Genomic DNA, 26292 nt, shown 5'->3' on the forward strand with positions numbered 1-26292 from the left:
TCGCGTCGGACCGGCCGGGGCCGGAGCGGGCCACCGTGGACCGTCCCCCAGGTTAAACGTTTGTGAACACGCGCACAAAGTCACCCGGGCCGCACCGGACTGCGGCCGTGACCGTTCCGCGGGACGTTTTCGCAGCTCAGCGCATATCGAACAAGAAAACACCGAATGACGTTCGGTACTTTCGGGCGGTCCGCAATGTGACCTAGAGAACACCGGGCCTTCCGGCGGATCGCGCGCTCAGCCCTTCCGGGCGGCGGCCACCGCCCGCCGCAGGCGCTCCTCGTCCACCCGCCAGAAGTCGTGCTGCACCCCGTTCACCAGCGTCACCGGGATCTGCTCCCAGTACCTGCGGGTCAGCTCCTCGGACCGGGTGATGTCCCGCTCCTCCCAGGCCACGCCCAGGTCCGCGGCCACCCGGGCGATCACCTCGCGGGCGTCGTCGCACAGATGGCAGCCGGGCTTGCCGAGCAGGGTGATCGTCACGCTCATCAGTAGTCCTGGGCGGTCAGCGACGGCAGCGGGACCACCTTGCCGGCGGTCAGGTTCAGCTCGATCACGTTGGTGGCCGCCACGTACGGCCGCGACTCGGCCGCGAACCGCTGCACGTGCGGCAGCCGCTGGTGCTCGACGAACGCCGCCTGGTCCCGGAACAGCTGGTAGACGATGCGCTGCGAGGGCGCCCCGGTGACCTCGTGGCAGGTGAAGATCAGGATGTCCGGCTCGCCCTCCCGGGACGCCCGGATCGCCTCCCCGACCACCCGGTCGAACGCCTCGCCCCGCCCGTCCATCAGCGTGTAGACGGTGATCTGCCCGCACAGCGGCGCGCCCGCGGCGACCGGCGGATCGATCGGCAGCGGCCGTTCGGCGGCCGGGCGGCGCGGTCCGGGCACCGGCGGGACCACCGGGTCGGCCTTGGTCGGCGGCGCCGCGTGCCGCGGGGCGGCGGGCGCGGGCTCGGCGGGCGGCGCGGCGTAGACCGGTTGCTCGTCCCGCTCGGCCTGCGGGTAGCCCTGGTCGGGGTACTCGCCGTCGTAGCCCTCGTCGTAGCCGTCCTCGGCGTACTCCTCGTCCTCGTACGGGCCCTCGTCCCCGCCCTTGGGCGGCAGCGTCCGCATCGCGCCGTACCAGACCAGGCCCGCCGCGCCGGCCAGCGCCAGCACCGCCAGCAGCCCGGGCAGGAACCCGCGGGTGCCGCTCACCACCAGCACCCCGGCCAGCGCCACCAGCGCCACCGGCATCAGCAGCCGGTAGGCCGCCCGGTCCTGCTTGCCGGCCCGCAGCGCGATCACCACCGTGCAGGCGACCAGCGCGAACACCGCCACCACATGGGCGACGTCGATCAGCAGCAGCGGCAGCGTGTCGTAGTGGCGTCCCGGATCCGGCAGCGAGCCGTCGAAGTCGCCCTTGAGCGGATCGGCCAGCAGGATCACCACGGCCACGACCGTGTAGGAGATGCCGAACAGCCAGCTGGCGAAGCGCACCTGCACCAGCCCGCTGATCAGCACCGTCATGCCGAGCGCCAGCCAGACCGGGCCCAGCAGCGCGCCGCCGACCTCCATCAGCCGGAACAGCAGGCCGTTGAAGCCCGCCAGGAAGCCCGCGGTCATGCCGATCAGCGCGACCGCGATGCCGCCCAAGGTCAGGCACCATGCGATCAGATACGGCAGCCGCTCGTCTTTGGCGCGGATGATCAGCAACCCGGTGGCCGCCAAGGCACCGAGGGTCGCCAGCAGCGCCGGGATACCCTGAACCATCGCGCCCCCTATGGTGCCTGATCATCGGGAGTGGCGCGTACCCGGGCCGGAGACGGCCCCGCGGTGAACCTGCCGTGAACGCGCCCCGAACGGCTCCTGCATCGCCCTGAACGGCGGGCCGGAGGGCGGAGCCGGTCATTTCACCGATTCGCGACCCATACCGGCCGTCGCAACATGATTGCCTCGGTACTCCCGGAAATCTAGAGTGGCCATTCCTGCCCGGAGGTCGCATCAGCCCCGAGGAGAACTGCATGCGCAGCTTGACCCTCGATGCCCGAACCGTCGCGATCTCCCGGCCTTCGCCGCTGATCGGCGCGGTCCCCCGGCGCCGCACCGGCCGCCCCGCCGCCCCCCGGGCCGCCGACGACGAGATCAGGCACCTGGTGCTGCGCGCCCGCGAGGGCGAGGCCGACGCGTTCGGCGTCCTGTACGACCACTACGTCGACCTGGTCTACCGGTACGTCTACTACCGGGTCGGGTCGCATCCGCTGGCCGAGGACCTGACCAGCGAGACGTTCCTGCGCGCCCTGCGCGGCATCGGCGACTTCCACTGGCAGGGCAAGGACTTCGGCGCCTGGCTGGTCACCATCGCCCGCAACCTGGTCGCCGACCACTTCAAGTCCAGCCGCTTCCGCCTGGAGATCTGCACCGCGGAACTCACCGAGCCCGACCGCCCCGCCCCCGACCGCCTGGCCGAGGACCCCGCCCGCCGCGTCGTCGAGGCGATGACCAACCGCGCCCTCCTGGAGGCCGTCCGCCGCCTCAACTCCGAGCAGCAGGAGTGCATCGTCCTGCGCTTCCTGCACGGCCTGTCCGTCGCCGAGACCGCCCTGATCATGGGCAAGAAGACCGGCGCCATCAAGGCCCTGCAGTACCGCGCCGTCCGCTCCCTGGCCCGGATGCTCCCCAAAGAGCTCTGACTTCTAGCCGCGCGTGCTTATGGCCGCGCCTCCGGCGCGGCGGCGAGCGGGCGTGCTTGATCGTCGCGGCTCCGCCGCGACGGCGAGCGGGCCTTGCGACGCGTGGCCGTGCGGTCGTCGGCTTCAAGATCGCTCGTTCCTCGCGATCTTGAAGCCTCCTCCCTTACGGCCACGCGGGCCCGCTCGCGGTGGCCTCCAGGACCCTCGGGTGCAGGGTCCTGGCGACGGAGGATGTGGGACCCTCATCACCGTCAGCCCGACCAGGGCCATCGGCCGGAACGCCGGCGCCGCGCCGGAATCCGCGCCGCACCGGCCGCGTCCGCCATCAGCCGCTCCCGCAAAGCCTTCCGAAACTCCGGATCCGGCCTGGCCGTATCCGGCCGCACGCGGGACAACTGCCCCGCGACACGCCGCCCCACCCGGAAACCGCGCATCATGAATTCCCCTCCAGTCCTCCCTGCCTGCAAGAACGACCCACCCCGAACCCGGTTACGCCCGATTCCCACGTCCACGGCCCACCCCGCGGCCGATCGACCCCATGGGCACCCGCAACCGATCCGGCCTTCCACGCCCCGCATCGCTCCGGCCCTGCACCCGAGGTCACTGAAGGCCACCCGCGAGCGGGCCCGCGTGGCCGTAAGGGAGGAGGCTTTCAAGATCGCGAGGAACGAGCGATCTTGAAAACGACGACCGCACGGCCACGCGTCCCCAGGCCCGCTCGCCGCCGCGCCGGAGGCGCGGCCATAAGCCCGCCCGCGAGCCGCCGCGCCGGAGGCGCGGCCATAAGCCCGCGCCGTCGCGGCGGAGCCGCGATCATAAGTAGGCTTCGGGCATGCGGCGATTCTGGCGGCGCAGTGAAGCTGATCATGTGAGCGCGGGCGAGGTGGCGGCGGCCGCCGCCGAGCCGCACGGGGCGCGGGTCGAGCCGGACCCGACGGCCGCGGCGTTCTTCGACGTGGACAACACGATGATGCGCGGGGCGTCGATCTACTACTTCGCCCGGGGGCTGGCCGCGCGCAAGCTGTTCACGCTGCGGGACCTGGCCATGTTCGCCTGGGGGCAGGCCGCGTTCCGGCTGCGCGGCACCGAGAACGCCGAGCACATCGGCACCGCCAAGGAGGCCGCGCTGGCGTTCGTGGCCGGGCAGAAGGTCGAGGACCTGGTCCGGCTCAGCGAGGAGATCTACGACGAGGTGATGGCCGACCGGATCTGGTCCGGCACCCGGGCGCTGGCGCTACAGCACCTGGACGCCGGCCAGCAGGTCTGGCTGGTCACCGCCACGCCGGTCGAGGTGGCCCGGATCATCGCGGCCCGGCTGGGCCTGACCGGCGCGCTCGGCACCGTCGCCGAGACCCGCGACGGCGTCTACACCGGCCGCCTGGTCGGCAACCTGCTGCACGGCCCCGCCAAGGCCGAGGCCGTGCGCGCCCTGGCCCAGCGCGAGGGCCTGGACCTGGCCCGCTGCTCCGCCTACAGCGACTCCCTCAACGACCTGCCGATGCTGAACGCCGTCGGCCACCCCCACGCCGTCAACCCCGACCCCAGGCTCCGCGAGCACGCCAAGACCCACGGCTGGCCCATCCACGACTTCCGCACCGCCCGCAAGGTCACCATGGTCGCCATCCCCGCCGCCGCCGGCGCCGGCGCCCTGGCCGGCGGCGTGGCCGCCGGCATAGCCCTCCGCCGCCACTACCGCGCCTGAAGCCCCCGCACCCGCTCACCCCACACGCCCCACGCACGAACACCCACGGCTTCACACCGACCCACGCCACACCCCCGCACCCAATCGCCCCCGGCCCGCACCACCTGCTTCGCGCCCTCACACCCGACCGGTCCATGGCCCTGCGTTGGCCCCCCTGAGGGCCTGTCGTCAAAGCGCCCTGGTGGTGTCAGTCGGCTGAGCCGGGTCGGCCGCCCGGTGTGCCAGGCGGCGTTCGACCAGGTGACCGGCACGCGTGGATGTCGATGCGCGCCTCGTAGACGCCGTGCGGCCACTGTGACGACACGGCCTAGCCAACGCCCGACCGCCTACGCTCCTGCGCCGGACGCCCTGTGGCCTTGCAGCCGAAGGTTCTGAAGGCCACCGCGAGCGGAGCGAGCGCCATGAGCACGCCCGCTCGCCGCCGCGGCTTCGCCGCGGCCATCAGAACGCGGGCCCGCGTTCCAGCAGGGTGTCGTAGAGCATCTGCTGGATGGTCTCGCGGACGTGGTCGGTGAGGTCGAAGACCGTCATCGGGTCGTCGGCGTCCTCGGGGCCGTAGCCCTCCAGGAACATGGGCTCGCCGAAGCGGATCAGCCACTTGGAGGGCAGCGGGACCAGGCCGAGCGCGCCCAGCAGCGGGAACGTCGGGGTGATCGGAAAGTACGGCAGGCCCAGCAGGCGGGCCAGGGCGCGGACGTCGCCGATCTTGGGGTAGATCTCCTCGGCGCCGACGATGGCGACGGGGATGATCGGGGCACGGGCGCGCAGGGCGGTCTCCACGAAGCCGCCGCGGCCGAACCGCTGCAGGCGGTAGCGCTCGCGGAACGGCTTGCCGACGCCCTTGAAGCCCTCGGGGAACACCCCGACCAGCTCGCCCTTGGCCAGCAGGCGGTGGGCGTCGGCGGGGTGGGCCAGGGTGTGGCCGGCCTTGCGGGACAGGTGGCCCAGCACGGGCACCTGGTAGACCAGGTCGGCGCCGAGCAGCCGCAGGTCGCGGTGGGCGTGGTCGTGCACGGCCACCTGCAGCATGAGGCCGTCGATCGGCAGCGTCCCGGAGTGGTTGCCGACCAGCAGGGCGCAGCCGGACTCGGGGACGTTCTCCAGCCCGCGCAGTTCCGTCCGGAACCAGTACTGGTACAGGGCGCGGACGAGCGGCAGCAGGACCTTGTCGGTCAGCTCGCGGTCGAAGCCGAACTCGTCGACCTCGTACTCGCCGTTCAGCCGGCGGCGCAGGAACGACAGCACGGCCGACAGCCGGTCCTCCCCGGAAGCGCCGGAGTCCTCGCCGTCCTGCGGGTTCAGCGGGATGACCGGGGCCACGTCAGGGTCGTCGGGCGCGTCCCCGGGGCCGTGCGCGATCATCGTCCGATCCCTCCCAGCACGGTGGCGATCCGTTCGAACACCTCCTGGGCGGGGGTGTGACCGTCGCCGATGGTCGCGACGAAGTCGGCGAACGCCGACTCGGCGGTGTGCTTGGGCCGCCAGCCCAGCTCCGCCGCCAGCTTCGAGCAGTCGATCACCCGCCCGTACATCAGCCAGCGCAGCAGCTCGGGCGAGAACCCCGACAGCCCGGCGAACCGGCGGCCCAGATCGCCGAACACCTGCATGGACGCCTCGGGCACCGGGACCGAGGGCCGCCCGGCCCGGCGCAGCGCCTGCGACAGCAGCAGCACCCCGTCCCCGGCCACGTTGAAGCATCCGGGGTGGTCCTCCAGCGTCATCCGGCGCAGCACCTCGGTCCCGTCGTCGGCGTGCACGAACTGCAGCCGCGGGTCGAAGCCCAGCACCGTCGGCACCACCGGCAGCCGCAGGTACCGGGTGACCGGCGTGTCCACGTCGGGACCCAGGAAGTTGGCGAACCGCAGCACCGTCACCGTCAGGTCGGACCGGCGCCGCATCAGCCCCCGGACGTAACCCTCCACCTCGGTGGCGTCCTTGGCGGACCCGGAGGAGGGCGCCTCCACGGGCTCGTCGGTCTCGGTGAAGACCGCCGGGTCCCGCGGCGAGGAGCCGTACACCCCCGCCGACGAGCGCACCACCAGCCTGCGCATGTCCGGCGAGCGCTGGCAGGCCGCCAGCAGCTGCATGGTGCCGATGACGTTGAGCTCCTTCACCTTCGCCCGGGGGCCGTACTGGGCGGTCACCAGGTTGCAGTGGACCACCGTGTCGACCCGTTCGGCGGAGATGACCTTGGCGATGCTCGGCGTGCGGATGTCGACGCGCACGAACTCGGTGCGCCCGAGCGGCGCCGTGGGGGGGACCGTGTCCACGCCGATGACGCGTTCGACGCCCGGCTCGGCCTGCAGTGCGCTCGCCACCCGGGCGCCCAGGAACCGGGAGACCCCCGTGACCAGGACGACACGGGCGGCGGCGGAGGGCATAGCCGACACAGTGCACCCCACCCCTAACGGCTACGTGGCCGGGTCGCCTACTTCTTGTTGCGACGCTGAATGCGGGTCTTCTTCAGCAGCTTGCGGTGCTTCTTCTTGGCCATCCGCTTACGACGCTTCTTGATGACGGAGCCCACGTAACCTCACTCGTCCGGGTGTCGACAGGGAGACGGACCCGCCGCGCCCGCGGCGAAAGGCGTGGGCGCGCGCCGTGTCCGACGCCCAAGAGTACCCCTGTGCGCCCGCATATCACGCCTCCGCCCCCGGGACGGCGGCATGGAGGCCACGCCGTCTCCGCCCGCTCGCCGGGCGAGCGGGCGTCGAACGGTGCTCCGCGTCAGCCCGCTTCGATGAACGCGTCGCGGAGGTAGTCGTGCACGGCCTGTTCGGGGACCCGGAACGAGCGGCCCACGCGGATGGCGGGAAGCTCGCCGGAGTGGACCAGACGGTAAACGGTCATCTTGGACACCCGCATCACCGCCGCCACCTCGGCCACCGTCAGGAACCTGACCTCGCTGAGAGGCTGTTCGCCTGAAGCCATCGGACGTCCTCTTCCCACGTACGGCGCCACCGGCCCTCTAGGTGACTTTGATCACGTACGTGTTCTTCCCCCAGCGTAAATCGTGTAACGGCAGTCGCAAGAGGGGAGTTCAGACAATCAGCCCGGCACGGGACATCAGGTACGCGGTCAGCGGCTCGTAGCGGTCGGGGCGGACCCCGTCGTCCAGCGGCACGGTGATCAGGATCTTGCCCTCCACCTGCCCCGCGAACAGGGCGGGGTCGTTGCAGTCGGCGAACCCCACGGTGTCGATCCCGGCCTGTCCGGCGGCCCCGGCCCAGCCGTGGTCGGCGATGGCCAGATCCGGCCAGAATTCGCGTTTCGCTGCGGAGGACCCGTCCGATGCGGTGGAATTCGCCGCCAGCTCCGCCAGCATGGCCTCCATCGGCGCCGAGTCGTGGGTGTGGTGCAGCCGGTCGTCGTCGCCCTCCAGCACCGCGACCATGCCCTCGACGTACCGGATCCGACGGAGCTCGGGAGGCGCGCCGACCTCGGGGACGTACGACCAGCCCTCGGCGGGGGTCAGCACCGTGCAGCCCCGCTCGCGCAGGGCCCGGCCCACCGCCACGTAGATCGGGGTCAGTATCTCCGGGTGGCCGGTGGCCAGCAGCACCCGCTCGCGCCGCCGGGCGGCCTGGCCGATGCGCTCGGCCATGACCTCCAGCGCGTCGATGGTCTTGTCCGGGTCGATGGTGTCGTCGCCGTACAGGTGCCCGGGATCGGGGATCACCCCGCACAGCTCGGCCATCGTGGCCAGCACGTCCCGCTCGGTCCACCGCCGCTTGAAGCGCAGGCCGAACTGGTAGTACGGGTAGCCGAGCGCCATCCGCCGGTAGTGCAGCAGGTTGTTCTGCCGGGGCGTGGCCACCTCACCGGCGATCATCGCGGCGACCAGGTGCTCGCGCAGCTCTTCTCTGGTGGGAACGGGCCGGGGGGCCTCCAGCGAACCGGTCAGGCCTCGGTCAGCGGATCCAGCCCGTGCTCGGGGAAGACCGCCTTGCGGGTCGCCAGGATCGCCTGGTCCAGGGGATTCGCCGGATCGTAGCCGCTCGCCCACGCATGCACCTCCAGGGGGTCGCCGCCGGCCCGTTCCGGCGGCAGGTCGGACATCTGGCGGGGCGCGATCTCCATCGTCCGCCTGCGGACGAACTCGCGCCACGGCTCCGGCGTCGCCGTCGCCGGGTCGATGGGCCGGCCCGCCGCCTCGGCCAGCAGATGGGTCCACGCCCGCGGCACCACCTGGACCAGCTCGTAGCCTCCGCCTCCGGTGATGATCCAGCGCCCGCCGGCGACCTCGTGCGCCAGCCGGTGCAGCGCGGCGTAGGCGGCCCGCTGGCCGTCCACGCTCAGCATCAGGTGGGCCAGCGGGTCGAGCCGGTGGCTGTCGCAGCCGTGCTGGGTGAGCAGGATCTGCGGGCGGAACGCGTGCAGCAGCTGCGGCACCACGGAGTGGAACGCCCGCAGCCAGGCGGCGTCCCCGGTGCCGGGCGGCAGCGCCACGTTCACCGCCATGCCCCGGGCGTCGCCCGAGCCGGTCTCCTGCGGGAATCCGGTGCCCGGGAACAGCGTGCGGGGCGTCTCGTGCAGGCTGATCGTCAGCACCCGCGGGTCGTCGTAGAACGCCGCCTGCACCCCGTCCCCGTGGTGCACGTCCACGTCCACGTACGCGATCCGCTCGGCGCCGTTCTCCAGCAGCCAGGCGATGGCGATGGCCGGGTCGTCGTACACGCAGAAGCCGCTGGCCGCCGACCGCATCGCGTGGTGCAGCCCGCCGGAGATGTTGGCCGCGTGCGGCACCCGGCCGGTCCACACCGCCTCGGCCGCCGCCACCGACGCCCCGGTGACCAGCGTGGACGCCTCGTGCATGCCGATGAACACCGGGTTGTCGGGGGTGCCCAGGCCGTGCCGGGGCGCCGGCAGCCCGGTCGATCCGGCGTGCCGGACCGCGGCGATGTACGCCGGGTCGTGGATCAGCTCCAGCAGCACGTCGCCGGCGGGGTCGAAGGAGGCCACCTCGACGTTGGGATGGTCCAGCACCCCGTACTCGCGGGCGAGCGCCATCGTCAGCTCCACCCGCACCGGGTTCATCGGGTGGGTCGGGCCGAAGTCGTAGGTGATCAGTCTGTCGTCCCACAGGACCCGCAGGTCACAGGGACCGGGGCCGCCCGGAGCCGAAGGCGCGGCGTGACTCATGCCGTTCACGCTATCGCCCCGCGGGCGCGGTGAACCGGGCAGATCCGGCCCGGAGGTGACGAAGGAGTGATTTATCCGCATTCGTGGGCATCAGGTAACGAGAACGAAACAACGGGGGTGCAGATGGAGCCGCTCATCCGGGCGGGCCGTCCGCGCAGGGCGGTCGCCCACCCAGACGAGCAAGGGGTGGAGGCGGATGCCCTCGCGGACCGCAAACCGAGCGTGCAGAGCGCGGTGATCTCCCGCGCGCTCCGATACGGCCTGCGGCCCTTCATGCACCGGCTGCCGGGCCATCCGATGAGCATCCGGACCGCCCGCACGGCGGTGGACGCCGCCGCCATCCTGATCGGGCAGCATCCGCAGACCCGGTTGGAGCACGTGGCCATCCCCCGCGAGGGCGACCGGCCGCTGGGCGGCGAACTGCTGGTGCCCGAGGAGGACCCGGTCCGCGACGCGGCCGTGCTCTACCTGCACGGCGGCGGCTACATCGTGTGCTCGCCGCGCACCCACCGGCCGATCACCTCGCGGCTGTCGGCCGACTGCGGGCTGCCGGTGTTCGTGCCGCACTACCGGCTGGCCCCCGAGCACCCGTTCCCGGCGCCGCTGGAGGACGCCCTGGACGCCTACTGCTGGCTGCTGGAGGAGGGCTATCCGGCGGACCGGATCGTGATCGCCGGCGACTCGGCGGGCGGGCATCTGGCCGCGGCGCTGACCGGCGAGATCTGCCACTCCGACCTGCCGGACCCGGCGGGGATGGTGCTGTTCTCCCCGTGGGTGGACCTGACCTGCGAGCTGGCCGCCGAGTGCGATCCGCAGGTGCGGGACGCCTACATCAGCCCGCAGATGGCGCGCCGGATCGCCCGGCTGGTGACCGGCCGGGACGAGCTGGACCCCCGGCTGGCGCTGCTGGAGTGCGACTGGCAGGACGTTCCGCCGGTGCTGATCCAGGTCGGCGGGGACGAGGTGCTGCGCCCGGAGGCCGAACGGCTGGCCGAGGCGCTGACCGAGGCGGGCGCGGACTGCGTGCTGCAGATCTGGCCGGGCCAGATCCACGACTTCCAGATCTTCAACCGGGTGCTCCCGGAGGCCCGCCAGGCGATGGAGGAGACCGCCCGGTTCATCTCCTCCGTGCTGGACGCCCGCCGCGACGCGGTCGCCTGAGGCGCCCTACTCGGTGCGCAGGGCCGTCACCGGGTCCAGGCGGGCGGCGCGGCGGGCCGGGACCACGCCGAAGAAGATCCCCACGGCCGCCGACACCGCGAACGCCAGCGCCGGGGACCACCAGGCGACGGACGCCGGGACCGGGGACGCCCACGCGATGGCCAGCGCCCCGCCGACCCCCAGGGCGATGCCGCAGATCCCGCCGATCGAGGTCAGCAGCACCGCCTCGGTGAGGAACTGCGCCAGCACGTCGCGCCGCCGCGCCCCCAGCGCCTTGCGCAGCCCGATCTCCCGGGTCCGCTCGCGCACCGAGACCAGCATGATGTTGGAGACGCCGACCCCGCCGACCAGCAGCGAGATGGCGGCGATGGCGGCCAGCACCCCGGTGAGCGCGTTCAGCACGGTCCCGACGGTGCCCAGCAGCTGGGTCTGGCTGATCGCCGAGAACCGCTCCCCCGGATGGCGGCGTTCCAGCGCGTCCACCACCTCCCGCTGCAGGGCGGGGATGTCGTCGGCGGACGCGGCGCGCAACGCCAGGTAGTCGACCGTGTCCACGCCCAGCAGCCGCTGCGCGGTGGTCACCGGCATGTGCAGTTCGGTGTCGCGGGTCTGCCCGAACGTCTCGCCGAGCTCCTCGAACACCCCCACCACCCGGAACCGCGCGCCGCCCGCGATCGCCACCTGCCGGCCGACCGGGTCGACGTCCCCGAAGATCTGCTCGGCGGTCCGCGCGCCGAGCACCACCACCCGGCGGCGGGTCTGCACGTCGGTCTCGGTGAGGTGGCGCCCGCCGGGCCGCAGCGGCCGGTCGAACACCCGCGGCAGCGCCTCGTTGGTCCCCACCACGGTCGCGAACGCCTCGTTGCGCCCGGCCCGCACCGTCTCCCCCGAGCTGAGCGACACGGCGATGTCGGTGTGCTCGCCGAGGGTGCGGTGCAGGTACTCCACGTCCTCCAGGGTCAGCCGGCTCACGGTCGAGGCCGTGCCCGAGGCGAGGTCGCCGGGGGCGACGAACACCAGGTTGGAGCCGAGCCCCTCGATCTCGCGCTCCACCAGGTCGCGGGCGCCGCTGCCGATGGCGACCAGCACCACCACCGCCGCCACCCCGACCACCACGCCGAACATCGTCAGCGCGCTGCGCAGCCGGTTGACCCGCAGCGCCTCCCAGGCGACCCGGAACGACTCGGCGGCCCTCACGCGCGTTCGTCCCGTTCGATCCGGCCGTCCCTGATGTGGATGCGGCGGCGGGCGCGGCCGGCGATGTCGGGCTCGTGGGTGACCAGCACGACGGCGACGCCGTGTTCGGCGTTGAGGTGTTCCAGCAGGTCCATCACCTCGTGTCCGGTCCTGGTGTCGAGGTTGCCGGTGGGCTCGTCGGCCAGCACGACCCGGGGCTCTCCGACGAGCGCGCGGGCGATGGCGACCCGCTGCTGCTCGCCGCCCGACAGCTGGCTCGGCCGGTGGTCCAGGCGGTGTCCCAGGCCGACCATGCTCAGCGCCTCGACGGCGCGGCGGCGGCGCTCGGCCCGCGGCACGCCCCGGTAGACCAGCGGCAGCGCCACGTTGTCGCGGGCGCTGGTCCTGGGGAGCAGCTGGAACGACTGGAACACGAACCCGACCCGCCGGTTGCGCAGGTCGGCCAGCTCGGCGTCCGACAGGGCGGCCACGTCCCGGCCCGCCACCCGCAGCGTCCCGCCGGTGGGCCGGTCCAGGCAGCCCAGCAGGTGCATCAGGGTGGACTTGCCCGAGCCGGACGGGCCGACGATCGCGGCGAACTCGCCCTCCTCGATCCGCAGGCCGACCCCGTGCAGCGCGGTGACCGAGACCCCGTCCGACCGGTACGTGCGGGTCACGTCGACGGCCTCCAGCGCCGGTGTCATGGGTCCGGGATCTCCTGGCCCTGCCGGACGGATCCCGCGCCGCGCACCACGATCCGCTCCCCCACCCGCAGCCCGGAGGTCACCTCGACCACCGCGTCGCCCTGCGCGCCCAGCCGTACGACCCGCCGCTGCGCCCTCCCGCCGGTCACCACCCACACGGTGCTGTCGCGTCCGCTGGTGAGAACGGCCGAGGAGGGCACCGCGACCGCGTCGGCGACCTCGCGGATCCTCAGGTCTATGACGGCGCTCATGCCGGGCTTGGGCCAGGGCGCGGGCCGTCCGGCGGTGTCGGCGCCGCGGTCGAGCCGCAGGGTGACCTTGTACGTGACGCCGCCGGAGGCCGACTCCCGGGGCGTGACGCCGACGCCGGTGACCTCGGCCGGGTAGGTGGCGCCGGGCAGCGCGTCCAGTTCGGCCTCGGCGGTGACGCCCGGCCTGATCTGGAGGATGTCGGTCTCGTCGACCTCGGCGGTCAGCGTCAGCCGGGACACGTCGGTGACGGTGACGACGGCGGCGTCGGCCCCTATCGGCGCGCCCACGGCGACCGAGGCGGCGTCGGTCGGGCCGCCGCCCCCGAAGCCGCCCAGCCCGGCCTGCCCCTGGAGCTGCTGCGGAAGCCGGTCGGCCAGGTCGCCCGCCCCGGCGGCGGGCCCGCCCAGGCCGGCGACGCCGTCGAACGGCGCCCTGAGGGTGAGTCCCCGCACGGTGCGTTCGGCGGCCCGCACGGCGGCCCCGGTCTGGACGCGCTGGGCGGCGGTGATGGAGGTCATCGCCGAGGAGACCGAGCCCAGGCCCGCGTTCAGCCTGGCCACGGCGGCGCGGGCGGCGGCGGCCGCGGTCGCGTACCGGGCCTCCGCCTCGGCGATGTCGGCGAGGACGCGGGCGCGGACCTCGGGGTCGGGGATCTGCCGGGCCGCCCGCCGCGCCGTGCCGAACCCCCGCCGCGCGATCTCCTCGGCGTCGCGCTGGAACCCGGCCAGGTCAACCCCGGCGGGCGGCGCACCGGCCGTGACGTCCGCGTCGGCCTCCCGGGCCTGCCGAAGCCGCTCCCGCGCCGCCGGCGAGTCGATGACGGCGAGCACCTGCCCCTCGCGCACCCGGTCGCCGTCGGTGACGTGCAGCCGCTCGATCGTCCCCGCGGCGGGGGCCCGCAACGTCGCGGCGGCCCGCGGCGTCACCGTGCCCGGCGCCTCCACGACCTCGGCCACGTCGCCCCGGGCGACCGTCCCGACCCGCACCCGGTCCGGCTGCTCACCGCCCCCGTCACAGGAGCCGAGCAGCACCGCGACCAGTGCGCACGGCAGGACGAGCGGGAGGTACCGTCGCACAGCCACGCGGCCATCGTAGGAACGCCCTCAACCGGGCGACTCCCCCAAAAGACCGAATTTCCGATTCCGTCTAGGCGGGGGTGCGTTCGGCTCGTTCGGGGGCGGGGGTGCGTTCGGGAAGGACCATGCCGGCCAGGGCGGCCAGGGCGGCGACGCCCTCGCCGACCAGGCTCCAGGTCTTCTCGGCGTACCAGACCGGGTCGTGCATGTTCGGGAGCGGACCGAGCGCTCCCACGTCGACCCACAGGTACAGCAGCAGGGCGCCCACGGCGCTGGCGGCGACCGCGAAGGCGATCGCGTAGCTCCAGCGGCGCGGCCACACGGCGACCAGGACGGCCGCCAGGGCCGCCGCGACGGCCTGGATGCGGAACAGCGTGTCGCCCCCGATGCTGCCGCCCTCGACGAACGCCATGTCCGGCGCGAAGCGCCAGTGCACGACCGCGTCGACCAGCAGGCCCGCCACCACGAGCACTCGAAGCAGAATCCCCATGCCCACTACACGAGCAGAAAGCAATGATCGGCTCAATGGGTGGTCGAGGATGTGGAAAAACGTCCGATTCGAGCGGTCAGCCCTCGGCGAGCTCCCGGCCCCGGTTGCGGGCGGCCTCGATGGCCTCGATGACGGCGGCGCGGACGCCGTGCCGCTCCAGCTCGCGGATCGCCGCGATGGTGGTGCCGCCCGGGGAGGTGACCGCCTCGCGCAGCATCACCGGGTGCTCGCCGGAGTCCCGCAGCATGACCGCCGCCCCGACCGCGGACTGGATCACCATCTCCAGCGCGGCGGCGCGCGGCATGCCCAGCAGGATGCCCGCGTCCACCATCGCCTCGACCAGGTAGTAGAAGTACGCCGGGCCGCTGCCGGACAGCGCGGTGGCCCCGTCCTGCAGGGCCTCGGGGATCCGCAGCACCTTGCCGACCGGGGACAGCAGCTCCTCGGCGATCTTCAGGTGCTCCTCGCCGGCGTGCGAGCCCGCCGACACCACGCTCATCGCCTCGTCCACCAGCACCGGGGTGTTGGACATCACCCGGATCACCGGCACCCCGTCCGGCAGCCGGTCCTCGATGAACGCGCAGGTGATCCCGGCGGCCATCGAGATCACCAGCCGGTCCGGCGTCACGTGCGGGCGCAGCTCGTCCAGCAGCACCCCCATGTCCTGCGGCTTGACGGCCAGGATCAGCGTGCGGGCGGTCCTGGCGGCCTCGGCGTTGGTGACGACCTCGACGCCGTAGCGTTCGCGCAGCAGGGCGCCGCGTTCCTCACGGCGGGCCGTCACGACCAGCTCGGAGGGGCGCCGCCCGGCCCGCAGCACGCCGGACAGCAGCGCCTCGCCCATCTTGCCGGCACCGAGAATCGCGATGAGTTCACCCACGGACCCCAGCGTAGCGAGAGCCCCCCGAACCCCTCGGGCGAGGCGTGCGCCTCAGGACCTGGTCGCGAGCGAGCGGAGCACGAACGCCAGGTTGGCGGGCCGCTCGGCCATCCGCCGCATCGCGTACCCGTACCACTCGCGGCCGTAGGGGACGTACACCCGCACCTGCGCGCCGAGCCCGGTCAGGCGGCGCTGCTCGGCGGGCCGGATCCCGTACAGCATCTGGTACTCGAAGCTCGACGGGGCCCGGTCGTGGAAGACCGCCAGCGCTCCGGCGATCTCGATGAGGCGCGGGTCGTGGGTGGCGAGCATCGGGTAGCCCTCGCCGGCGAACAGCACCTTCATGCACCGCACGTACGATCTGTCGATCTCCGCCTTGGAGGTGTACGCCACGTCGTCGGGGGCGGCGTACGCGCCCTTGCACAGCCGCACCCGGGAGCCCTCGTACGCCAGGCCGGCGCAGTACTCCTCGGCCCTGCGCAGGTACGACTGGATGACCGCGCCCGTCTCGGGGTGGTCGCGGCGCAGCTCGGCCAGGATCCGCAGCGTGGACTCGACCGTGGTGTGGTCCTCCATGTCGAGCGTCACGGTGGTCCCGGCGGCCTTGGCGGCGGCGCAGATCCGGCGGGCGTTGTCCACCGCCATGTCCTCGTCGAGCGCCTGGCCCACCGCCGACAGCTTCACCGACACCTCGGCGCGCGGCCCGTGCCCGGCGGCGGCGAGGCGGTCCAGCAGCGTCAGGTAGCCCTCGACCACGGCCTCGGCCTGCGCGGCGTCGGTGGTGTCCTCCCCGAGGTGGTCGATCGTGACGTTCAGGCCCTCGCCGACGAGCCTGCGGGTGACCTGCAGGGCGTCGTCCACCGTCTCGCCCGCGATGAACCGGCGCACCATCCCCCGCGAGAACGGGGCGGACTCCACCGCATGACGGACCCCGCCACTGCGGGACGCCGCCAACAGAACCTGACGAAGCACTGCGCAACCCCTTCTACGACGGGACCACGTTGTCCCACCACGACCCAGATTAAGGAGGGGTCCTCCGAGGGGGCGAAGGGGCGTCTAGGAGACCTTGCCCACGCTGTTGGCGCCGCCGTACCGCTTCACGTAGTCGGCGACCTCGGCGGTGCGCACGGCGTCGTACAGCAGGCGGGCCCTGGCGTCGTCCAGCAGCACCACGCTCTGGTTGCCGCGCTGGGCGGGCCCCTTGTTGGGCACGGTCAGGAACGTGATGTCCGAGCCGCGCACGCTGCGCATGCTCAGCGCCAGCGACCGCAGGTCCCCCGCCGACACGCCCTCGTCCACGCTGATCGACTTGGTCACCGCCGACAGGAACCGGTCCAGCTTGAGCGGGTTGGTGACGGTCCCGGCGGTGGCGGCCTTCTGGGTGATGGCCCGCAGGAACGCCTGCTGCCGCTTGATCCGGTCGAAGTCGCCGTTGGGCAGGTTGTAGCGCTGCCGGACGAACAGCAGCGCCCGCTCGCCGTTCAGGTGGTTCTTGCCGGCCTGCCAGGTGACGTGGTTCATCGGGTCGTGCACGGTCCTGGCGACGTGCACGTCGACGCCGCCGAGCGCGTCGGTCATGTCCTTGAACCCGTTGAAGTCGATCGCGCCGAAGTGGTCGACCCGGACGCCGGTCAGGTCCTCCACCGCCTCGATCAGCAGCGGCGGCCCGCCGAACGAGAACGCGGCGTTGATCTTCTGCTGCCCGTAGCCGGGGACGGTGACCCACGAGTCGCGCGGGATCGAGATCACGTAGACCTTGTCCCGGTCGGCCGGCAGGTGCACCAGCATGATCGTGTCGGCCCGCTGCTGCCCCGGCTTCCAGACCCGGCCGCCCTCACCGGTGGTCTTGGTCTCCACCCGGGTGTCGGAGCCGACCAGCAGCCAGTTCTCGGTGCCGACCACGTTGGGCCCGGGCCGGTCGCCGGTGGGCATCACGCCGGGCAGCCGGTCGATGTTGCCGTTGTAGGCGCTCTGCCGCTGCCACAGCAGCGCGGTCACGCCGAGCACGACGATCAGGAGGAACGCCAGGACCGCCAGCAGGATGCGGCGGCCGCGGCGGCGGCGCGGCGCGTCCGGCGCGTCGCCCGCGTCCGTCTCCCGTGGATCGGCGCCGTCCGGGCGGGGCTCGTCGAACAGGTCGGCGCCCGCGGCGGGATCCTTCTCTGTGCTCATGGGCCGGGATACTACCGACGACCCTTGACACCGCGCCCGTTTCGGCGCCGGACCGCACGATCCGGAAGTCCCGGGCTACGGGGTGCGCCGCCGCAGCGTGGCCGCGCCGAGGGCCAGGGCGAGCAGCACGCAGCCGGCGATCACCGCCACGTCGCGCAGCAGCGTCCCGGTCACGCCGGGCTCGCGGGACACCTCCTGCATGGCCTCCACCGCGTACGACAGCGGCAGTACGGTGGAGATCGCCTCCAGCCAGCCGGCCATCTGGTCGCGCGGGACGAACAGTCCGCACAGCAGCGCCTGCGGCAGCACGAACGCCGGCATCAGCTGCACCGCCTGGAACTCGGTGCGGGCGAACGCGCTGGCCAGCAGTCCCAGCGCCACGCCCAGCAGCGCGTCCAGCACCGCCACCGCCACCAGCGTCCCCACCGAGCCCGCCAGGTCCAGCCCCAGCCAGGTCAGCGAGATCGTCAGCACCACCGCCACCTGCAGCAGCGCCACCAGCCCGAACGCCAGCGCGTACCCCAGCAGCAGGTCCAGCCTGCCCAGCGGCGTCGTCATCAGCCGTTCCAGCGTGCCGCCGGTGCGCTCGCGCAGCGTGCCGACGCTGGTCACGATGAACATGATGATGAACGGGAACACGCCGAGCAGGATCGGCCCGACCCGGTCGAACAGCGCCGGCTGGTCGAACACGTAGCGCAGCAGGATCATCAGCAGGCTGGGCACCCCGACGATCATCGCCACCGTCCGGTGGTCGTGCCGCAGCTGCCGCAGGATCCGCCGCGTCGTCGCCGATGTCACCGCGATGCTCATGACGCCACCGCCCGGTCGCCGATCAGGTGGAGGAAGACCTGTTCCAGATCGGTCGCGCCGGCGCGTTCGCGCAGCGCGTCGGGCGAGTCGTCGGCGAGGATCTCGCCCTCCCGCATCAGCAGCAGCCGCTGGCAGCGGCCCGCCTCGTCCATGACGTGGCTGGAGACCAGCAGCGTCGTGCCGCGCGCGGCCAGCCGGTGGAACAGCTCCCACAGCTCCTGCCGCAGCACCGGGTCCAGCCCCACGGTCGGCTCGTCCAGGACCAGCAGCTCGGGGGCGCCGAGCAGGGCGACCGCCAGGCTGGCGCGGCTGAGCTGCCCGCCGGACAGCGTCCCGGCCACCCGGTCGCGGTGGTCGGTGAGCCCGACCTCCGCCAGCACCCGGTCCACGTCGCCGCGCGGCGCGCCGAGCACCGCGGCGAAGTAGCGCAGGTTCTCCCGGACGGTCAGGTCGGTGTAGACGGCGGCGCCCTGGGTCGAGTACCCGACGCGGCGGCGCAGCTCGGGGCTGCCCGCCGGGCGGCCGAGCACGGTGACGGCGCCGCCCTTGACGATCTGCACGCCCACGATGGCGCGCATCAGCGTGGTCTTGCCGCAGCCGCTGGGCCCGAGCAGGCCGACCACGGCGCCGCGCGGAACGTCGAACCCGATCCCGCGCAGCACCTCCCGGCCGCCCCGCTCGACCCGCAGGTCGCGGACGCTGACGGCGGCGTCCGGAGGGCCTGCCGGAACAGAACTCATCATGTGTTGAATTTATGCCCGTACGACATCCCGGTCAAGGGCACGGAAGGACTGACCGGCAGAACGCGGCAGGTGGAAACCCCGACCTTCCACCGCAACCGAAGCGCGGCAGCCCAGGTGAACCGCCGCGGAGCTCCAGCGGAGCGGCGGTTCACCTGAGCGGTCCGGGCACCGCAGCCGACCCGTCCGGAGCGAGCCCCCAGGCGAGCGCAGGACGGGCCGGCGAGGATGCCCGGACCGCCGCGGGGGGCGTGGGGGGTCGCCCCCCCACACGTCACCCGTGCTCGAGGTGGTGCTGCAGCACCGGGGCCAGCATCGCCACCAGCTCCTGCGGGGCGGCCGACGCGATCGGCTCCACCTCCAGCACGTACCGGAGCATGGCCACGCCGATCATCTGCCCCACCGCCGCCTGGATCCGGATCGGCGGGATCCCGTACAGCTCGGTGGCCGGGCGCAGCAGCGTCGCGCTGACGAACTGCCGCATCATCGTGGCGGCCTGCTCGTTGGTCATCGCCGACCGCAGCACGGCCAGCAGCGGGGCGCGCCGCGCCGGGTCGCTCCACACGTCCAGGAACACCGTCGCCAGCGTCTCGCCGAGCCGGTCACGAGGGGCCTGCGCGATCCGTTCCAGCAGCACCCCCGGATCCAGCGGGAACTGCATCGCCGCGACGAACACGCCCTGCTTGCCGCCGAAGAAGTGGTGCACCAGCGCCGGGTCCACCCCGGCCTCCCGGGCGATGCCGCGCAGCGACGCCCCGTCGTACCCCTTCTCGGCGAACAGCCGCCGGGCGCAGGCCAGGATCTTCTCCCGGGTCTCGGTGGGGCCGGGACGCCGCCCGGGCCGGCCGGTGGCGCCGGTCGTCATCAGCGCGGGCCCCGGCGCGACACCTCTCCGGCCGGGGTGACCTCCCAGGTGCGGTCGGCGGCGGCCAGGTGCAGCCGGGCGAACGCCAGCGCCTCGGCCAGGTCCTCCATGCGCTCGGCCCGGTTGGCCGCCCGCCGGGTGTTGACCTCCAGCACGATGTGCCCGGAGAACCCGTCGGCGGCCAGCTTCTCCAGCACCTCCGCGCACGGCTGGCCGCCCCGGCCCGGCACCAGGTGCTCGTCCTTGTTGGTCACGCCGATCCCGTCGGCCAGGTGGATGTGCCGCAGCCGCTCGCCGAGCTGCCCGGCCATCTCCAGCGCGTCCGACCCGGACACCGCGGTGTGCGACAGGTCCAGCGTCACGTACGGGTAGTCCTGGTCCAGCGGGTTCCAGCCGGGCGAGTACATGCCCACCTCGGCGCCGCGCGCCCGCACCGGGAACATGTTCTCCACCGCGAACAGCACGTCGGTCTCGGACTGCATGCGGGCCAGGCCCTCGACGAACTCGCGGGCGTACTCGCGCTGCCAGCGGAACGGCGGGTGCACCACCACGACCTCGGCGCCGAGCGCCTCGGCGACCTCCTTGGAGCGCACCAGCTTGCCCCACGGGTCGCGGCCCCACACCCGCTGGGTGAGCAGCAGGCAGGGCGCGTGGATCGACTTGATCGGGACCTGGTGGTACTCCGACAGCCGGCGCAGCACGTTCAGGTCCTGGGAGGCGGCGTCGGTGGCGACCATCACCTCGACCCCGTCGTACCCCAGCGTGGCGGCGATCTCGAAGGCGCTGGGGGCCTTCTCGGGGTAGACCGATGCGGTCGAGAGCGTCACCGAGGCGTCCGGCAGCCGGAGCCCCGCTGGTACTGCGCCTGCGCCGTCGTGCTGCGGAGTCACTGCCCCCTCGCTGAGGATCACTCGACGATCGTCTGCTCGGCGCCGGCCGGCGGCCCGCCGAATTGAACAATGCTGCCCGCCGGGAGGGCACCGCGCAAACGAAAGCCTATGCGGTGCGTCGCGGTGTGTGTCCCCCGGGTATCGATGATTCGCACAACACTCCGTGGGCGCGGCTACTCTCGGCGTCCGTGGCCGAGATCGCGGCGGGCGCCGTGCCCAGCCCCAACATCTGGAACTCCCCGCAGGTCTACGAGATCGAGAACCGCGCCGTGGACCCCGACGGGCTGCTGGAGGCGGCGCTGCGCCGGATCCGCCCGTGGGCCGGCGCGACCGTGCTGGACCTGGGCTGCGGAACGGGCTTCCACCTGCCGATGTTCGCCCGCGAGGCGGCCCGGGTGATCGGCGTGGAGCCGCACTCGGCGCTGGCGGCGGCCGCCGCGCGGCGGGTGCGGGACCTGGCGAACGTGGCCGTGCGGGTCGGCGCGGCGCAGGCGATCCCGCTGCCGGACGCCTCGGTGGACGTGGTGCACGCCCGCTGGGCGTACTTCTTCGGGCCGGGCTGCGAGCCGGGGCTGGCCGAGCTGCGGCGGGTGATCCGGCGCGGCGGGGCGGCGATGATCATCGACAACGACGCCACCCGCTCCACGTTCGGCGGCTGGTTCCGGCGCTGGCTGCCCCGGTACGACCCGGCGGCGGTGGAGGCGTTCTGGGCCCGGCAGGGGTTCAGCCGGGAGCCGGTGCTGATCCGGTGGGCGTTCGGCAGCCGCGAGGACCTGGCCGAGGTGCTGCGCATCGAGTTCCCGGCGGAGCTGGCCGAGGCGTTCCTGGCCGAGCACGACGGGTGCGAGGTCGACTACGCCGTGAACATCTGGTGGCGGCGCTACTGAGACTGTCGGCGGCCCGACGTACCGTATCGAGACATGGCCAAGGCGAAGACCACTCCCCGGGCGGCCTACCGCTGCGCCGAGTGCGGCTGGCAGACCACCAAGTGGGTCGGGCGCTGCGGCGAGTGCCAGGCGTGGGGCACCGTCTCCGAGGCCGGCGCCGCCGCCCCGCCGCGCGTGGTGGCCGCCGGTCCGGTCACCTCCCCGGCCCGGCCGATCGGCGAGGTGGACGTACGGACCGCGCAGACCCGGCCGACCGGGCTGGACGAGCTGGACCGGGTGCTGGGCGGCGGCCTGGTGCCCGGCGCGGTGCTGCTGCTGGCCGGCGAGCCCGGCATCGGCAAGTCCACCCTGCTGCTGGAGGTCGCCGCGCTGGCCGCCGCCGACACCCCCGTGCTGTACGTCACCGGCGAGGAGTCCGCCGAGCAGGTCCGGCTGCGCGCCGACCGGGTGGGCGCGGTCACCGACGGGCTGTACCTGGCCGCCGAGACCGAGCTGGCCGCCGTGCTCGGCCACATCGACGCGGTCGAGCCCAGGCTGCTGGTGGTGGACTCCATCCAGACCATCGGCACCGCCGAGGTCGACGGCGCCCCCGGCGGCGTCACCCAGATCCGCGAGGTCACCGCCAACTTCATCCGGGTGGCCAAGGAACGCGGCATCACCACCGTGCTGGTCGGCCACGTCACCAAGGACGGCGCCATCGCCGGGCCCCGGCTGCTGGAGCACCTGGTCGACGTGGTGCTGTACTTCGAGGGCGACCGGCACAGCCGGCTGCGGATGATCCGCGCCGTCAAGAACCGCTACGGCCCCACCGACGAGCTGGGCTGCTTCGACCTGTCGGAGGTCGGCATCGTGGGGCTGGCCGACCCCAGCGGGCTGTTCCTGACCCGGCGCGAGGAGCCGGTGCCGGGGACCTGCGTGACCGTGACGCTGGAGGGCCGCCGCCCGCTGGTCGCCGAGGTGCAGGCGCTGGTGGCCAAGTCGTTCCTGCCCTCCCCGCGCCGCGCCACCTCCGGGCTGGAGTCGGCGCGGGTGGCGATGGTGCTGGCGGTGCTGGCCCGGCGCTGCCAGATCTCCATGCACGACCAGGACGTGTACGTCTCCACCGTCGGCGGGGTGCGGCTCACCGAGACCTCCGTGGACCTGGCGGTGGCGCTGGCGGTGGCCGGGTCCACCGTCGAGCAGGCGCTGTCGGGGAACGTGATCGCGCTCGGCGAGGTCGGGCTGGCCGGGGAGGTCCGCGCGGTGCCGGGCGTGCAGCGCCGGCTGGCCGAGGCGAGCCGACTGGGGTTCAAGGCCGCGGTCGTCCCCAAGGGGTCGCTGGACCTGGGCGAACGGACCCCGCTGCGGCGGGCCGAGCTGCAGGCGGTCAGCTACGAGGGCATGAAGGTGATGGAGGTGGACAATCTGCAGCAGGCCCTCCGGGTGGCCTTCACCGCGCCCTGACCTCCGGGATAACCTCGGCTTGACCCGGCGGACGGGCGAGGCGGCCCGCAGGTCCCCTGTGGGTATTACTCCACAAAGGATCGCCTGGTACCGGGGAACGAGCCGGTCGCCCAAACGGCTCGGTAAACTAAGCGCCGTTCAGCGACCTCCGGGGGTCCAGTGGGAGTACTGCACGACAAGTCGCATGACGAGAGGCGCCGCGCCACGCTGGCGGCGGTCGCCCCCGGCACCGCCCTTCGCGACGGTCTGGAGCGCATCCTGCGGGGGCACACCGGCGGCCTGATCGTCCTCGGCTACGACGAGGTCGTGGCGGAGCTGTGCTCGGGGGGCTTCGAGCTGGACGTGGAGTTCTCCGCGACCCGGCTGCGCGAGCTGGCCAAGATGGACGGCGCCATCGTGCTGGACAACGACCACCGGCGGATCGTCCGCGCGGCCGTCCACCTGGTGCCCGACCCCACCATCCCCACCGAGGAGTCCGGCACCCGGCACCGCACCGCCGAGCGCGTGGCCAAGCAGTGCGGCTTCCCGGTGATCTCGGTCAGCCAGTCCATGCGGATCATCGCCCTCTACCTGGACGGCACCCGCTACGTGCTGGAGGACTCGGCGGCCATCCTGTCCAAGGCCAACCAGGCGCTGGCGACCCTGGAGCGGTACAAGCTCCGTCTCGACGAGGTCTCCGGCACCCTGTCCGCCCTGGAGATCGAGGACCTGGTCACCGTCCGCGACGTGACCGCCGTCGTGCAGCGGCTGGAGATGGTCCGCCGCATCGCCGACGAGATCGAGGGGTACGTCGTCGAGCTCGGCACCGACGGCCGGCTGCTGTCCCTGCAGCTCGACGAGCTGGTCTCCGGCGTCGACGTGGACCGCGAGCTCATCGTCCGCGACTACCAGCCGCCCGACACCCCCGCCCGCCGGGTCGGCGAGGTCCTGGACGCCCTCGACACCCTCAGCGCCAACGAGCTGCTCGACCTCACCACCGTCGCCGAGGTCATGGGCTACTCCGGCCCCGACGCCCTGGACATCCCGGTCAGCCCCAAGGGCTACCGCCTGCTGGCCAAGGTCCCCCGCCTGCCCAGCCTGGTCGTCGAGGACCTGGTCGAGCACTTCGGCGGCCTGCAGAAGCTGCTGGCCGCCAGCATCGACGACCTGCAGTCCGTCACCGGCGTGGGCGAGTCCCGGGCCCGCAGCGTCCGCGAGGGCCTGTCCCGCCTGGCCGAGAGCTCCATCCTCGAACGGTACGTGTGACTTGTGGGGGGGCGACCCCCCACACCCCCCGCACGCGGATCCGGGCATCCTCGCCGACCCCGGCTCCGCTCGCCTGGCGGCTCGCTGCGCCGTGGTCGGCTGCGGTGCCCGGACCGCGCTCAGTCGGCCGAAGCTCCGCCTGGAGGCTCCGCTCCGGCCGACTGAGAGTGGGCTTGTCCCAAGCTGGTGTGGAAGTTCTGGGGGCTCCGCCCCCAGACCCCCGGACGATCTCCGGATGCCACTGCCGACCGGCCATGCCTCTTGGCCGATCCTCTAGGAGCTGTCTGACGATTTCCGCATGGCGAGCAGTGGACGCGGACGGCCGCGCAAGGCCACGGCGGGGGTGGGGTCAGGGTAGGGCTTGGGCGTTTTCGGTCATGCGGCGTAGGACGTTGAGGGCGGTGGCGTACTCCTCGGGGAGGATGCCCTCGGTGAGGCGTTGCCTGTTCGCCCCGACCCGGGTGGACAGGCGGGTGTGGGTGGTGGCGCCCTCGGCGGTGAGGTGGAGGCGGCCGTCGGCGGTGCGTTCCAGCCAGCCTCGGCGGGTCAGGTCTTCGATGATCTCGGCGGGGGTGATCGCGCCTTCGGTCCAGAAGGGGGCCAGGCGTTCGGTCAGGGCGGCGGGGTCCAGGGGGCCGTCCCGCAGGACGTTGAGCGTCTGCCAGTGGCGGCGGCCGACTCCCTCTTCGGCCAGTGCGCGGTCCAGGGTCTCTTCGAGCAGGGCGTCCAGGCGGCGGATCCAGTAGCCGATCGGGCGGTCCGTCATCGTCAGGCCAATCCATGTAATGTGACAACTAGTTGTCTTTGATTATGTGTTGAGGGGCCATGGCGGACAAGGGCGTTTCCGGTGGGGGTGAGCTCGCGGCCATCGAGCAGGCCATGGTCGCCATCCGGCGGGGCCAGCGGCGCGGGGTCCTGGCGGAGTTGGCGGGGGCCGGGTCGGCAGGCCGGGCGGTGTTCGATGTGCTGGACGTGATCGAGGCCGCCGAGGCGGGCGGGGAGGCGGCCACCGTGGGGACGGTGGCGGCGGCCCTGGGCGTCGATCAACCCCGGGCGAGCAGGCTGGTGTCCGCGGCGGTGGACGCGGGGCTGGTGCGGCGGGTCGCCGACCAGGCCGACGGGCGGCGGGCGCTGCTGGAGCGGACCGGTGAGGGGCGGGCGCTCACCGAGCGGGTGCATGAACATCGGCGGCGGGTGTTCGCGGCGGCGATGGCGGGGTGGACCGATGCCGAGCGCGCCGAGTTCGCCCGGCTGCTCGGACGCTTTGTGGCGGGGCTGGGCGCCGTCAGCGGAGGTGGAAGACCTCGCGATGGGGCTTGAGGCCCTCCAGGTGGGCGGTGGCCACGTAGGTGCCGGGCTTGGCCGCCGGGCGGGTCTTGGGGCAGCCGGGGGTCGAACGCTTCCGGTCCCAGGTGATGGTCTGGATGTGGGGGACGCCCCGGCGGAGCTTCTGGAGTGAAGCGCCCTTGGTGCAGTGGTCGGAGGACCAGATGCGGTCGGGGCCGCTCATGATGCGGACCCGGAGGTTCTCGGGACCCGTGTCGTAGGTGCAGGTCCGGTCACCGATGTTGACCAGGGAGAGCTGCAGTCTGGGATGCCGGCCTCCGGCGTAGGTGGTCTGGTCCGTTCGGAACGTCAGGACCAGGTCGTCGGGGTCGCAGTGGCCGTCCCGGGTCGTGGGCTCCTCCTCGGCGGAGGGCCTGGGTTTCGGAGTGCCGCTGGGGGTGGCGGTCACGGTGACGGTCGGGAGCACCGGGATGGTGGGGGTCTGGGCGTCGGCGGCGCCGGCGGGGCGGACGGTCTGCTCGCCGCCACCGCCGCAGGCCCAGGCCAGCAGGGCCACCACGGCGGCCACGCCGCCCAGGACCATGGCGCGGCGACGCCAGTAGACCGGACCGTCCTCGTCGCTGTGCGCGTCCAAATCCATGCGGGCAGTATGCGTTTCCTTGGGGCGGCGAGCATGGCGGCGCGCCGTGGCAGGAT

At 73.1% G+C, this 26292-nt stretch carries 28 protein-coding genes; 7 read left to right on the forward strand and 21 right to left on the reverse strand.

Annotated elements, in window-relative coordinates:
- Nucleotides 1–237 precede the first annotated feature (237 nt).
- A complete protein-coding gene (locus HNR21_RS01610; protein ID WP_182703734.1) occupies nucleotides 238–489 on the reverse strand; it encodes a glutaredoxin family protein in 252 nt (83 codons plus the stop codon).
- Nucleotides 489–1754: a putative quinol monooxygenase gene (locus HNR21_RS01615; RefSeq protein ID WP_182703735.1), complete on the reverse strand. Its 1266-nt coding sequence runs from the start codon at nucleotides 1752–1754 to the stop codon at nucleotides 489–491. The genes HNR21_RS01610 and HNR21_RS01615 overlap by 1 nt, the downstream gene beginning before the upstream one ends.
- A gap of 251 nt (nucleotides 1755–2005) precedes the next feature.
- Here HNR21_RS01615 and HNR21_RS01620 point away from each other — a divergent pair, with 251 nt between their 5' ends.
- Both HNR21_RS01620 and HNR21_RS01625 read left to right on the forward strand, forming a co-directional pair.
- Nucleotides 2006–2674, forward strand: coding sequence for a sigma-70 family RNA polymerase sigma factor (locus HNR21_RS01620; protein ID WP_182703736.1), 669 nt, complete (start codon nucleotides 2006–2008; stop codon nucleotides 2672–2674).
- Between the two features lie 832 nt (nucleotides 2675–3506).
- A complete protein-coding gene (locus tag HNR21_RS01625) occupies nucleotides 3507–4376 on the forward strand; it encodes an HAD family hydrolase (protein ID WP_119728250.1) in 870 nt (289 codons plus the stop codon).
- A 441-nt stretch (nucleotides 4377–4817) separates the two neighbouring features.
- Here HNR21_RS01625 and HNR21_RS01630 read toward each other — a convergent pair whose 3' ends face one another.
- The 6 genes from HNR21_RS01630 to HNR21_RS01655 all read right to left on the reverse strand — a co-directional run bounded on the left by HNR21_RS01630 (nucleotide 4818) and on the right by HNR21_RS01655 (nucleotide 9518).
- Nucleotides 4818–5738, reverse strand: a complete 921-nt coding sequence (locus tag HNR21_RS01630) for a lysophospholipid acyltransferase family protein (RefSeq protein ID WP_182703737.1) — start codon at nucleotides 5736–5738, stop codon at nucleotides 4818–4820.
- Nucleotides 5735–6757 carry an NAD-dependent epimerase/dehydratase family protein gene (locus HNR21_RS01635; protein WP_182703738.1) on the reverse strand — a complete coding sequence of 341 codons (1023 nt, stop codon included), beginning with the start codon at nucleotides 6755–6757 and terminating at the stop codon, nucleotides 5735–5737. Before HNR21_RS01635 ends, HNR21_RS01630 begins: the two co-directional genes overlap by 4 nt.
- A 47-nt stretch (nucleotides 6758–6804) precedes the next feature.
- Nucleotides 6805–6903, reverse strand: a complete 99-nt coding sequence (locus HNR21_RS01640) for a 30S ribosomal protein bS22 (RefSeq protein ID WP_018654693.1) — start codon at nucleotides 6901–6903, stop codon at nucleotides 6805–6807.
- Nucleotides 6904–7103: 200 nt separating this feature from the next.
- Nucleotides 7104–7307, reverse strand: a complete 204-nt coding sequence (locus tag HNR21_RS01645) for a helix-turn-helix domain-containing protein (RefSeq protein WP_119728247.1) — start codon at nucleotides 7305–7307, stop codon at nucleotides 7104–7106.
- Nucleotides 7308–7416: 109 nt separating this feature from the next.
- Nucleotides 7417–8280 (reverse strand): phosphatase, encoded by an 864-nt coding sequence (locus HNR21_RS01650; RefSeq protein ID WP_376766615.1) that lies wholly within the window; start codon nucleotides 8278–8280, stop codon nucleotides 7417–7419.
- Nucleotides 8277–9518 carry an acetoin utilization protein AcuC gene (locus tag HNR21_RS01655; protein WP_182703740.1) on the reverse strand — a complete coding sequence of 414 codons (1242 nt, stop codon included), beginning with the start codon at nucleotides 9516–9518 and terminating at the stop codon, nucleotides 8277–8279. The genes HNR21_RS01650 and HNR21_RS01655 overlap by 4 nt, the downstream gene beginning before the upstream one ends.
- Before the next feature lie 123 nt (nucleotides 9519–9641).
- Between HNR21_RS01655 and HNR21_RS01660 the strand changes: the two genes are divergently transcribed.
- Nucleotides 9642–10679, forward strand: a complete 1038-nt coding sequence (locus HNR21_RS01660; protein ID WP_220500001.1) for an alpha/beta hydrolase — start codon at nucleotides 9642–9644, stop codon at nucleotides 10677–10679.
- A gap of 6 nt (nucleotides 10680–10685) precedes the next feature.
- On the opposite strand, the gene HNR21_RS01665 is transcribed toward HNR21_RS01660, so the two are convergent.
- From HNR21_RS01665 to HNR21_RS01715, 11 genes are all read right to left on the reverse strand, one after another.
- Nucleotides 10686–11876: an ABC transporter permease gene (locus HNR21_RS01665; protein WP_182703741.1), complete on the reverse strand. Its 1191-nt coding sequence runs from the start codon at nucleotides 11874–11876 to the stop codon at nucleotides 10686–10688.
- Nucleotides 11873–12559, reverse strand: coding sequence for an ABC transporter ATP-binding protein (locus tag HNR21_RS01670; RefSeq protein ID WP_182703742.1), 687 nt, complete (start codon nucleotides 12557–12559; stop codon nucleotides 11873–11875). The genes HNR21_RS01665 and HNR21_RS01670 overlap by 4 nt, the downstream gene beginning before the upstream one ends.
- Nucleotides 12556–13893: an efflux RND transporter periplasmic adaptor subunit gene (locus HNR21_RS01675; RefSeq protein WP_182703743.1), complete on the reverse strand. Its 1338-nt coding sequence runs from the start codon at nucleotides 13891–13893 to the stop codon at nucleotides 12556–12558. The genes HNR21_RS01670 and HNR21_RS01675 overlap by 4 nt, the downstream gene beginning before the upstream one ends.
- Nucleotides 13894–13957: 64 nt before the next feature.
- Entirely contained in the window at nucleotides 13958–14377 is a 420-nt protein-coding gene (locus HNR21_RS01680) for a hypothetical protein (RefSeq protein ID WP_182703744.1), read from the reverse strand.
- A gap of 76 nt (nucleotides 14378–14453) precedes the next feature.
- Complete coding sequence (gene proC / locus HNR21_RS01685) at nucleotides 14454–15257, reverse strand: pyrroline-5-carboxylate reductase (protein WP_182703745.1); 804 nt, start codon at nucleotides 15255–15257, stop codon at nucleotides 14454–14456.
- A 51-nt stretch (nucleotides 15258–15308) separates the two neighbouring features.
- Entirely contained in the window at nucleotides 15309–16229 is a 921-nt protein-coding gene (locus tag HNR21_RS01690) for a proline dehydrogenase family protein (RefSeq protein ID WP_182703746.1), read from the reverse strand.
- An 84-nt stretch (nucleotides 16230–16313) separates the two neighbouring features.
- Nucleotides 16314–17429, reverse strand: a complete 1116-nt coding sequence (locus HNR21_RS01695) for an LCP family protein (protein ID WP_182703747.1) — start codon at nucleotides 17427–17429, stop codon at nucleotides 16314–16316.
- A gap of 75 nt (nucleotides 17430–17504) precedes the next feature.
- A complete protein-coding gene (locus tag HNR21_RS01700) occupies nucleotides 17505–18239 on the reverse strand; it encodes an ABC transporter permease (protein ID WP_182703748.1) in 735 nt (244 codons plus the stop codon).
- On the reverse strand, nucleotides 18236–18982 hold the full coding sequence (locus HNR21_RS01705; protein ID WP_220500002.1) for an ABC transporter ATP-binding protein: 747 nt from the start codon (nucleotides 18980–18982) through the stop codon (nucleotides 18236–18238). The genes HNR21_RS01700 and HNR21_RS01705 overlap by 4 nt, the downstream gene beginning before the upstream one ends.
- A 271-nt stretch (nucleotides 18983–19253) precedes the next feature.
- On the reverse strand, nucleotides 19254–19844 hold the full coding sequence (locus HNR21_RS01710) for a TetR/AcrR family transcriptional regulator (protein ID WP_119728236.1): 591 nt from the start codon (nucleotides 19842–19844) through the stop codon (nucleotides 19254–19256).
- Nucleotides 19844–20734: a sugar phosphate isomerase/epimerase family protein gene (locus HNR21_RS01715; protein WP_182703749.1), complete on the reverse strand. Its 891-nt coding sequence runs from the start codon at nucleotides 20732–20734 to the stop codon at nucleotides 19844–19846. Before HNR21_RS01715 ends, HNR21_RS01710 begins: the two co-directional genes overlap by 1 nt.
- Nucleotides 20735–20922: 188 nt before the next feature.
- Between HNR21_RS01715 and HNR21_RS01720 the strand changes: the two genes are divergently transcribed.
- The 3 genes from HNR21_RS01720 (at nucleotide 20923) to disA (ending at nucleotide 24309) form a co-directional block, all read left to right on the forward strand.
- Nucleotides 20923–21621: a class I SAM-dependent methyltransferase gene (locus tag HNR21_RS01720; RefSeq protein WP_182703750.1), complete on the forward strand. Its 699-nt coding sequence runs from the start codon at nucleotides 20923–20925 to the stop codon at nucleotides 21619–21621.
- A 33-nt stretch (nucleotides 21622–21654) separates the two neighbouring features.
- A complete protein-coding gene (radA, locus tag HNR21_RS01725; protein WP_119728234.1) occupies nucleotides 21655–23064 on the forward strand; it encodes a DNA repair protein RadA in 1410 nt (469 codons plus the stop codon).
- Nucleotides 23065–23223: 159 nt separating this feature from the next.
- The gene (disA, locus tag HNR21_RS01730; RefSeq protein ID WP_198679467.1) at nucleotides 23224–24309 is read left to right on the forward strand and encodes a DNA integrity scanning diadenylate cyclase DisA; all 1086 of its coding nucleotides are present in this window, start codon (nucleotides 23224–23226) and stop codon (nucleotides 24307–24309) included.
- A 349-nt stretch (nucleotides 24310–24658) separates the two neighbouring features.
- Here disA and HNR21_RS01735 read toward each other — a convergent pair whose 3' ends face one another.
- On the reverse strand, nucleotides 24659–25075 hold the full coding sequence (locus HNR21_RS01735; RefSeq protein ID WP_182703751.1) for a MarR family winged helix-turn-helix transcriptional regulator: 417 nt from the start codon (nucleotides 25073–25075) through the stop codon (nucleotides 24659–24661).
- Nucleotides 25076–25134: 59 nt separating this feature from the next.
- Between HNR21_RS01735 and HNR21_RS01740 the strand changes: the two genes are divergently transcribed.
- Nucleotides 25135–25629 (forward strand): MarR family winged helix-turn-helix transcriptional regulator, encoded by a 495-nt coding sequence (locus HNR21_RS01740; protein WP_182703752.1) that lies wholly within the window; start codon nucleotides 25135–25137, stop codon nucleotides 25627–25629.
- On the opposite strand, the gene HNR21_RS01745 is transcribed toward HNR21_RS01740, so the two are convergent.
- The gene (locus HNR21_RS01745; protein ID WP_182703753.1) at nucleotides 25595–26236 is read right to left on the reverse strand and encodes a hypothetical protein; all 642 of its coding nucleotides are present in this window, start codon (nucleotides 26234–26236) and stop codon (nucleotides 25595–25597) included. The two genes, HNR21_RS01740 and HNR21_RS01745, sit on opposite strands and share 35 nt — an antisense overlap.
- Nucleotides 26237–26292: the final 56 nt, after the last annotated feature.

The organism is Thermomonospora cellulosilytica (assembly GCF_014138835.1).
Classification (GTDB): domain Bacteria; phylum Actinomycetota; class Actinomycetes; order Streptosporangiales; family Streptosporangiaceae; genus Thermomonospora; species Thermomonospora amylolytica.

Excerpts from the sequence above, each read along its gene's own strand:
- HNR21_RS01610 (WP_182703734.1), bottom strand. The coding sequence starts at position 489 with ATGAGCGTGACGATCACCCTGCTCGGCAAGCCCGGCTGCCATCTGTGC.
- HNR21_RS01615 (WP_182703735.1), bottom strand. The coding sequence starts at position 1,754 with ATGGTTCAGGGTATCCCGGCGCTGCTGGCGACCCTCGGTGCCTTGGCG.
- HNR21_RS01620 (WP_182703736.1), top strand. The coding sequence starts at position 2,006 with ATGCGCAGCTTGACCCTCGATGCCCGAACCGTCGCGATCTCCCGGCCT.
- HNR21_RS01625 (WP_119728250.1), top strand. The coding sequence starts at position 3,507 with ATGCGGCGATTCTGGCGGCGCAGTGAAGCTGATCATGTGAGCGCGGGC.
- HNR21_RS01630 (WP_182703737.1), bottom strand. The coding sequence starts at position 5,738 with ATGATCGCGCACGGCCCCGGGGACGCGCCCGACGACCCTGACGTGGCC.
- HNR21_RS01635 (WP_182703738.1), bottom strand. The coding sequence starts at position 6,757 with ATGCCCTCCGCCGCCGCCCGTGTCGTCCTGGTCACGGGGGTCTCCCGG.
- HNR21_RS01645 (WP_119728247.1), bottom strand. The coding sequence starts at position 7,307 with ATGGCTTCAGGCGAACAGCCTCTCAGCGAGGTCAGGTTCCTGACGGTG.
- HNR21_RS01655 (WP_182703740.1), bottom strand. The coding sequence starts at position 9,518 with ATGAGTCACGCCGCGCCTTCGGCTCCGGGCGGCCCCGGTCCCTGTGAC.
- HNR21_RS01660 (WP_220500001.1), top strand. The coding sequence starts at position 9,642 with ATGGAGCCGCTCATCCGGGCGGGCCGTCCGCGCAGGGCGGTCGCCCAC.
- HNR21_RS01670 (WP_182703742.1), bottom strand. The coding sequence starts at position 12,559 with ATGACACCGGCGCTGGAGGCCGTCGACGTGACCCGCACGTACCGGTCG.
- HNR21_RS01680 (WP_182703744.1), bottom strand. The coding sequence starts at position 14,377 with ATGGGGATTCTGCTTCGAGTGCTCGTGGTGGCGGGCCTGCTGGTCGAC.
- HNR21_RS01695 (WP_182703747.1), bottom strand. The coding sequence starts at position 17,429 with ATGAGCACAGAGAAGGATCCCGCCGCGGGCGCCGACCTGTTCGACGAG.
- HNR21_RS01700 (WP_182703748.1), bottom strand. The coding sequence starts at position 18,239 with ATGAGCATCGCGGTGACATCGGCGACGACGCGGCGGATCCTGCGGCAG.
- HNR21_RS01705 (WP_220500002.1), bottom strand. The coding sequence starts at position 18,982 with ATGATGAGTTCTGTTCCGGCAGGCCCTCCGGACGCCGCCGTCAGCGTC.
- HNR21_RS01710 (WP_119728236.1), bottom strand. The coding sequence starts at position 19,844 with ATGACGACCGGCGCCACCGGCCGGCCCGGGCGGCGTCCCGGCCCCACC.
- radA (WP_119728234.1), top strand. The coding sequence starts at position 21,655 with ATGGCCAAGGCGAAGACCACTCCCCGGGCGGCCTACCGCTGCGCCGAG.
- HNR21_RS01735 (WP_182703751.1), bottom strand. The coding sequence starts at position 25,075 with ATGACGGACCGCCCGATCGGCTACTGGATCCGCCGCCTGGACGCCCTG.
- HNR21_RS01740 (WP_182703752.1), top strand. The coding sequence starts at position 25,135 with ATGGCGGACAAGGGCGTTTCCGGTGGGGGTGAGCTCGCGGCCATCGAG.
- HNR21_RS01745 (WP_182703753.1), bottom strand. The coding sequence starts at position 26,236 with ATGGATTTGGACGCGCACAGCGACGAGGACGGTCCGGTCTACTGGCGT.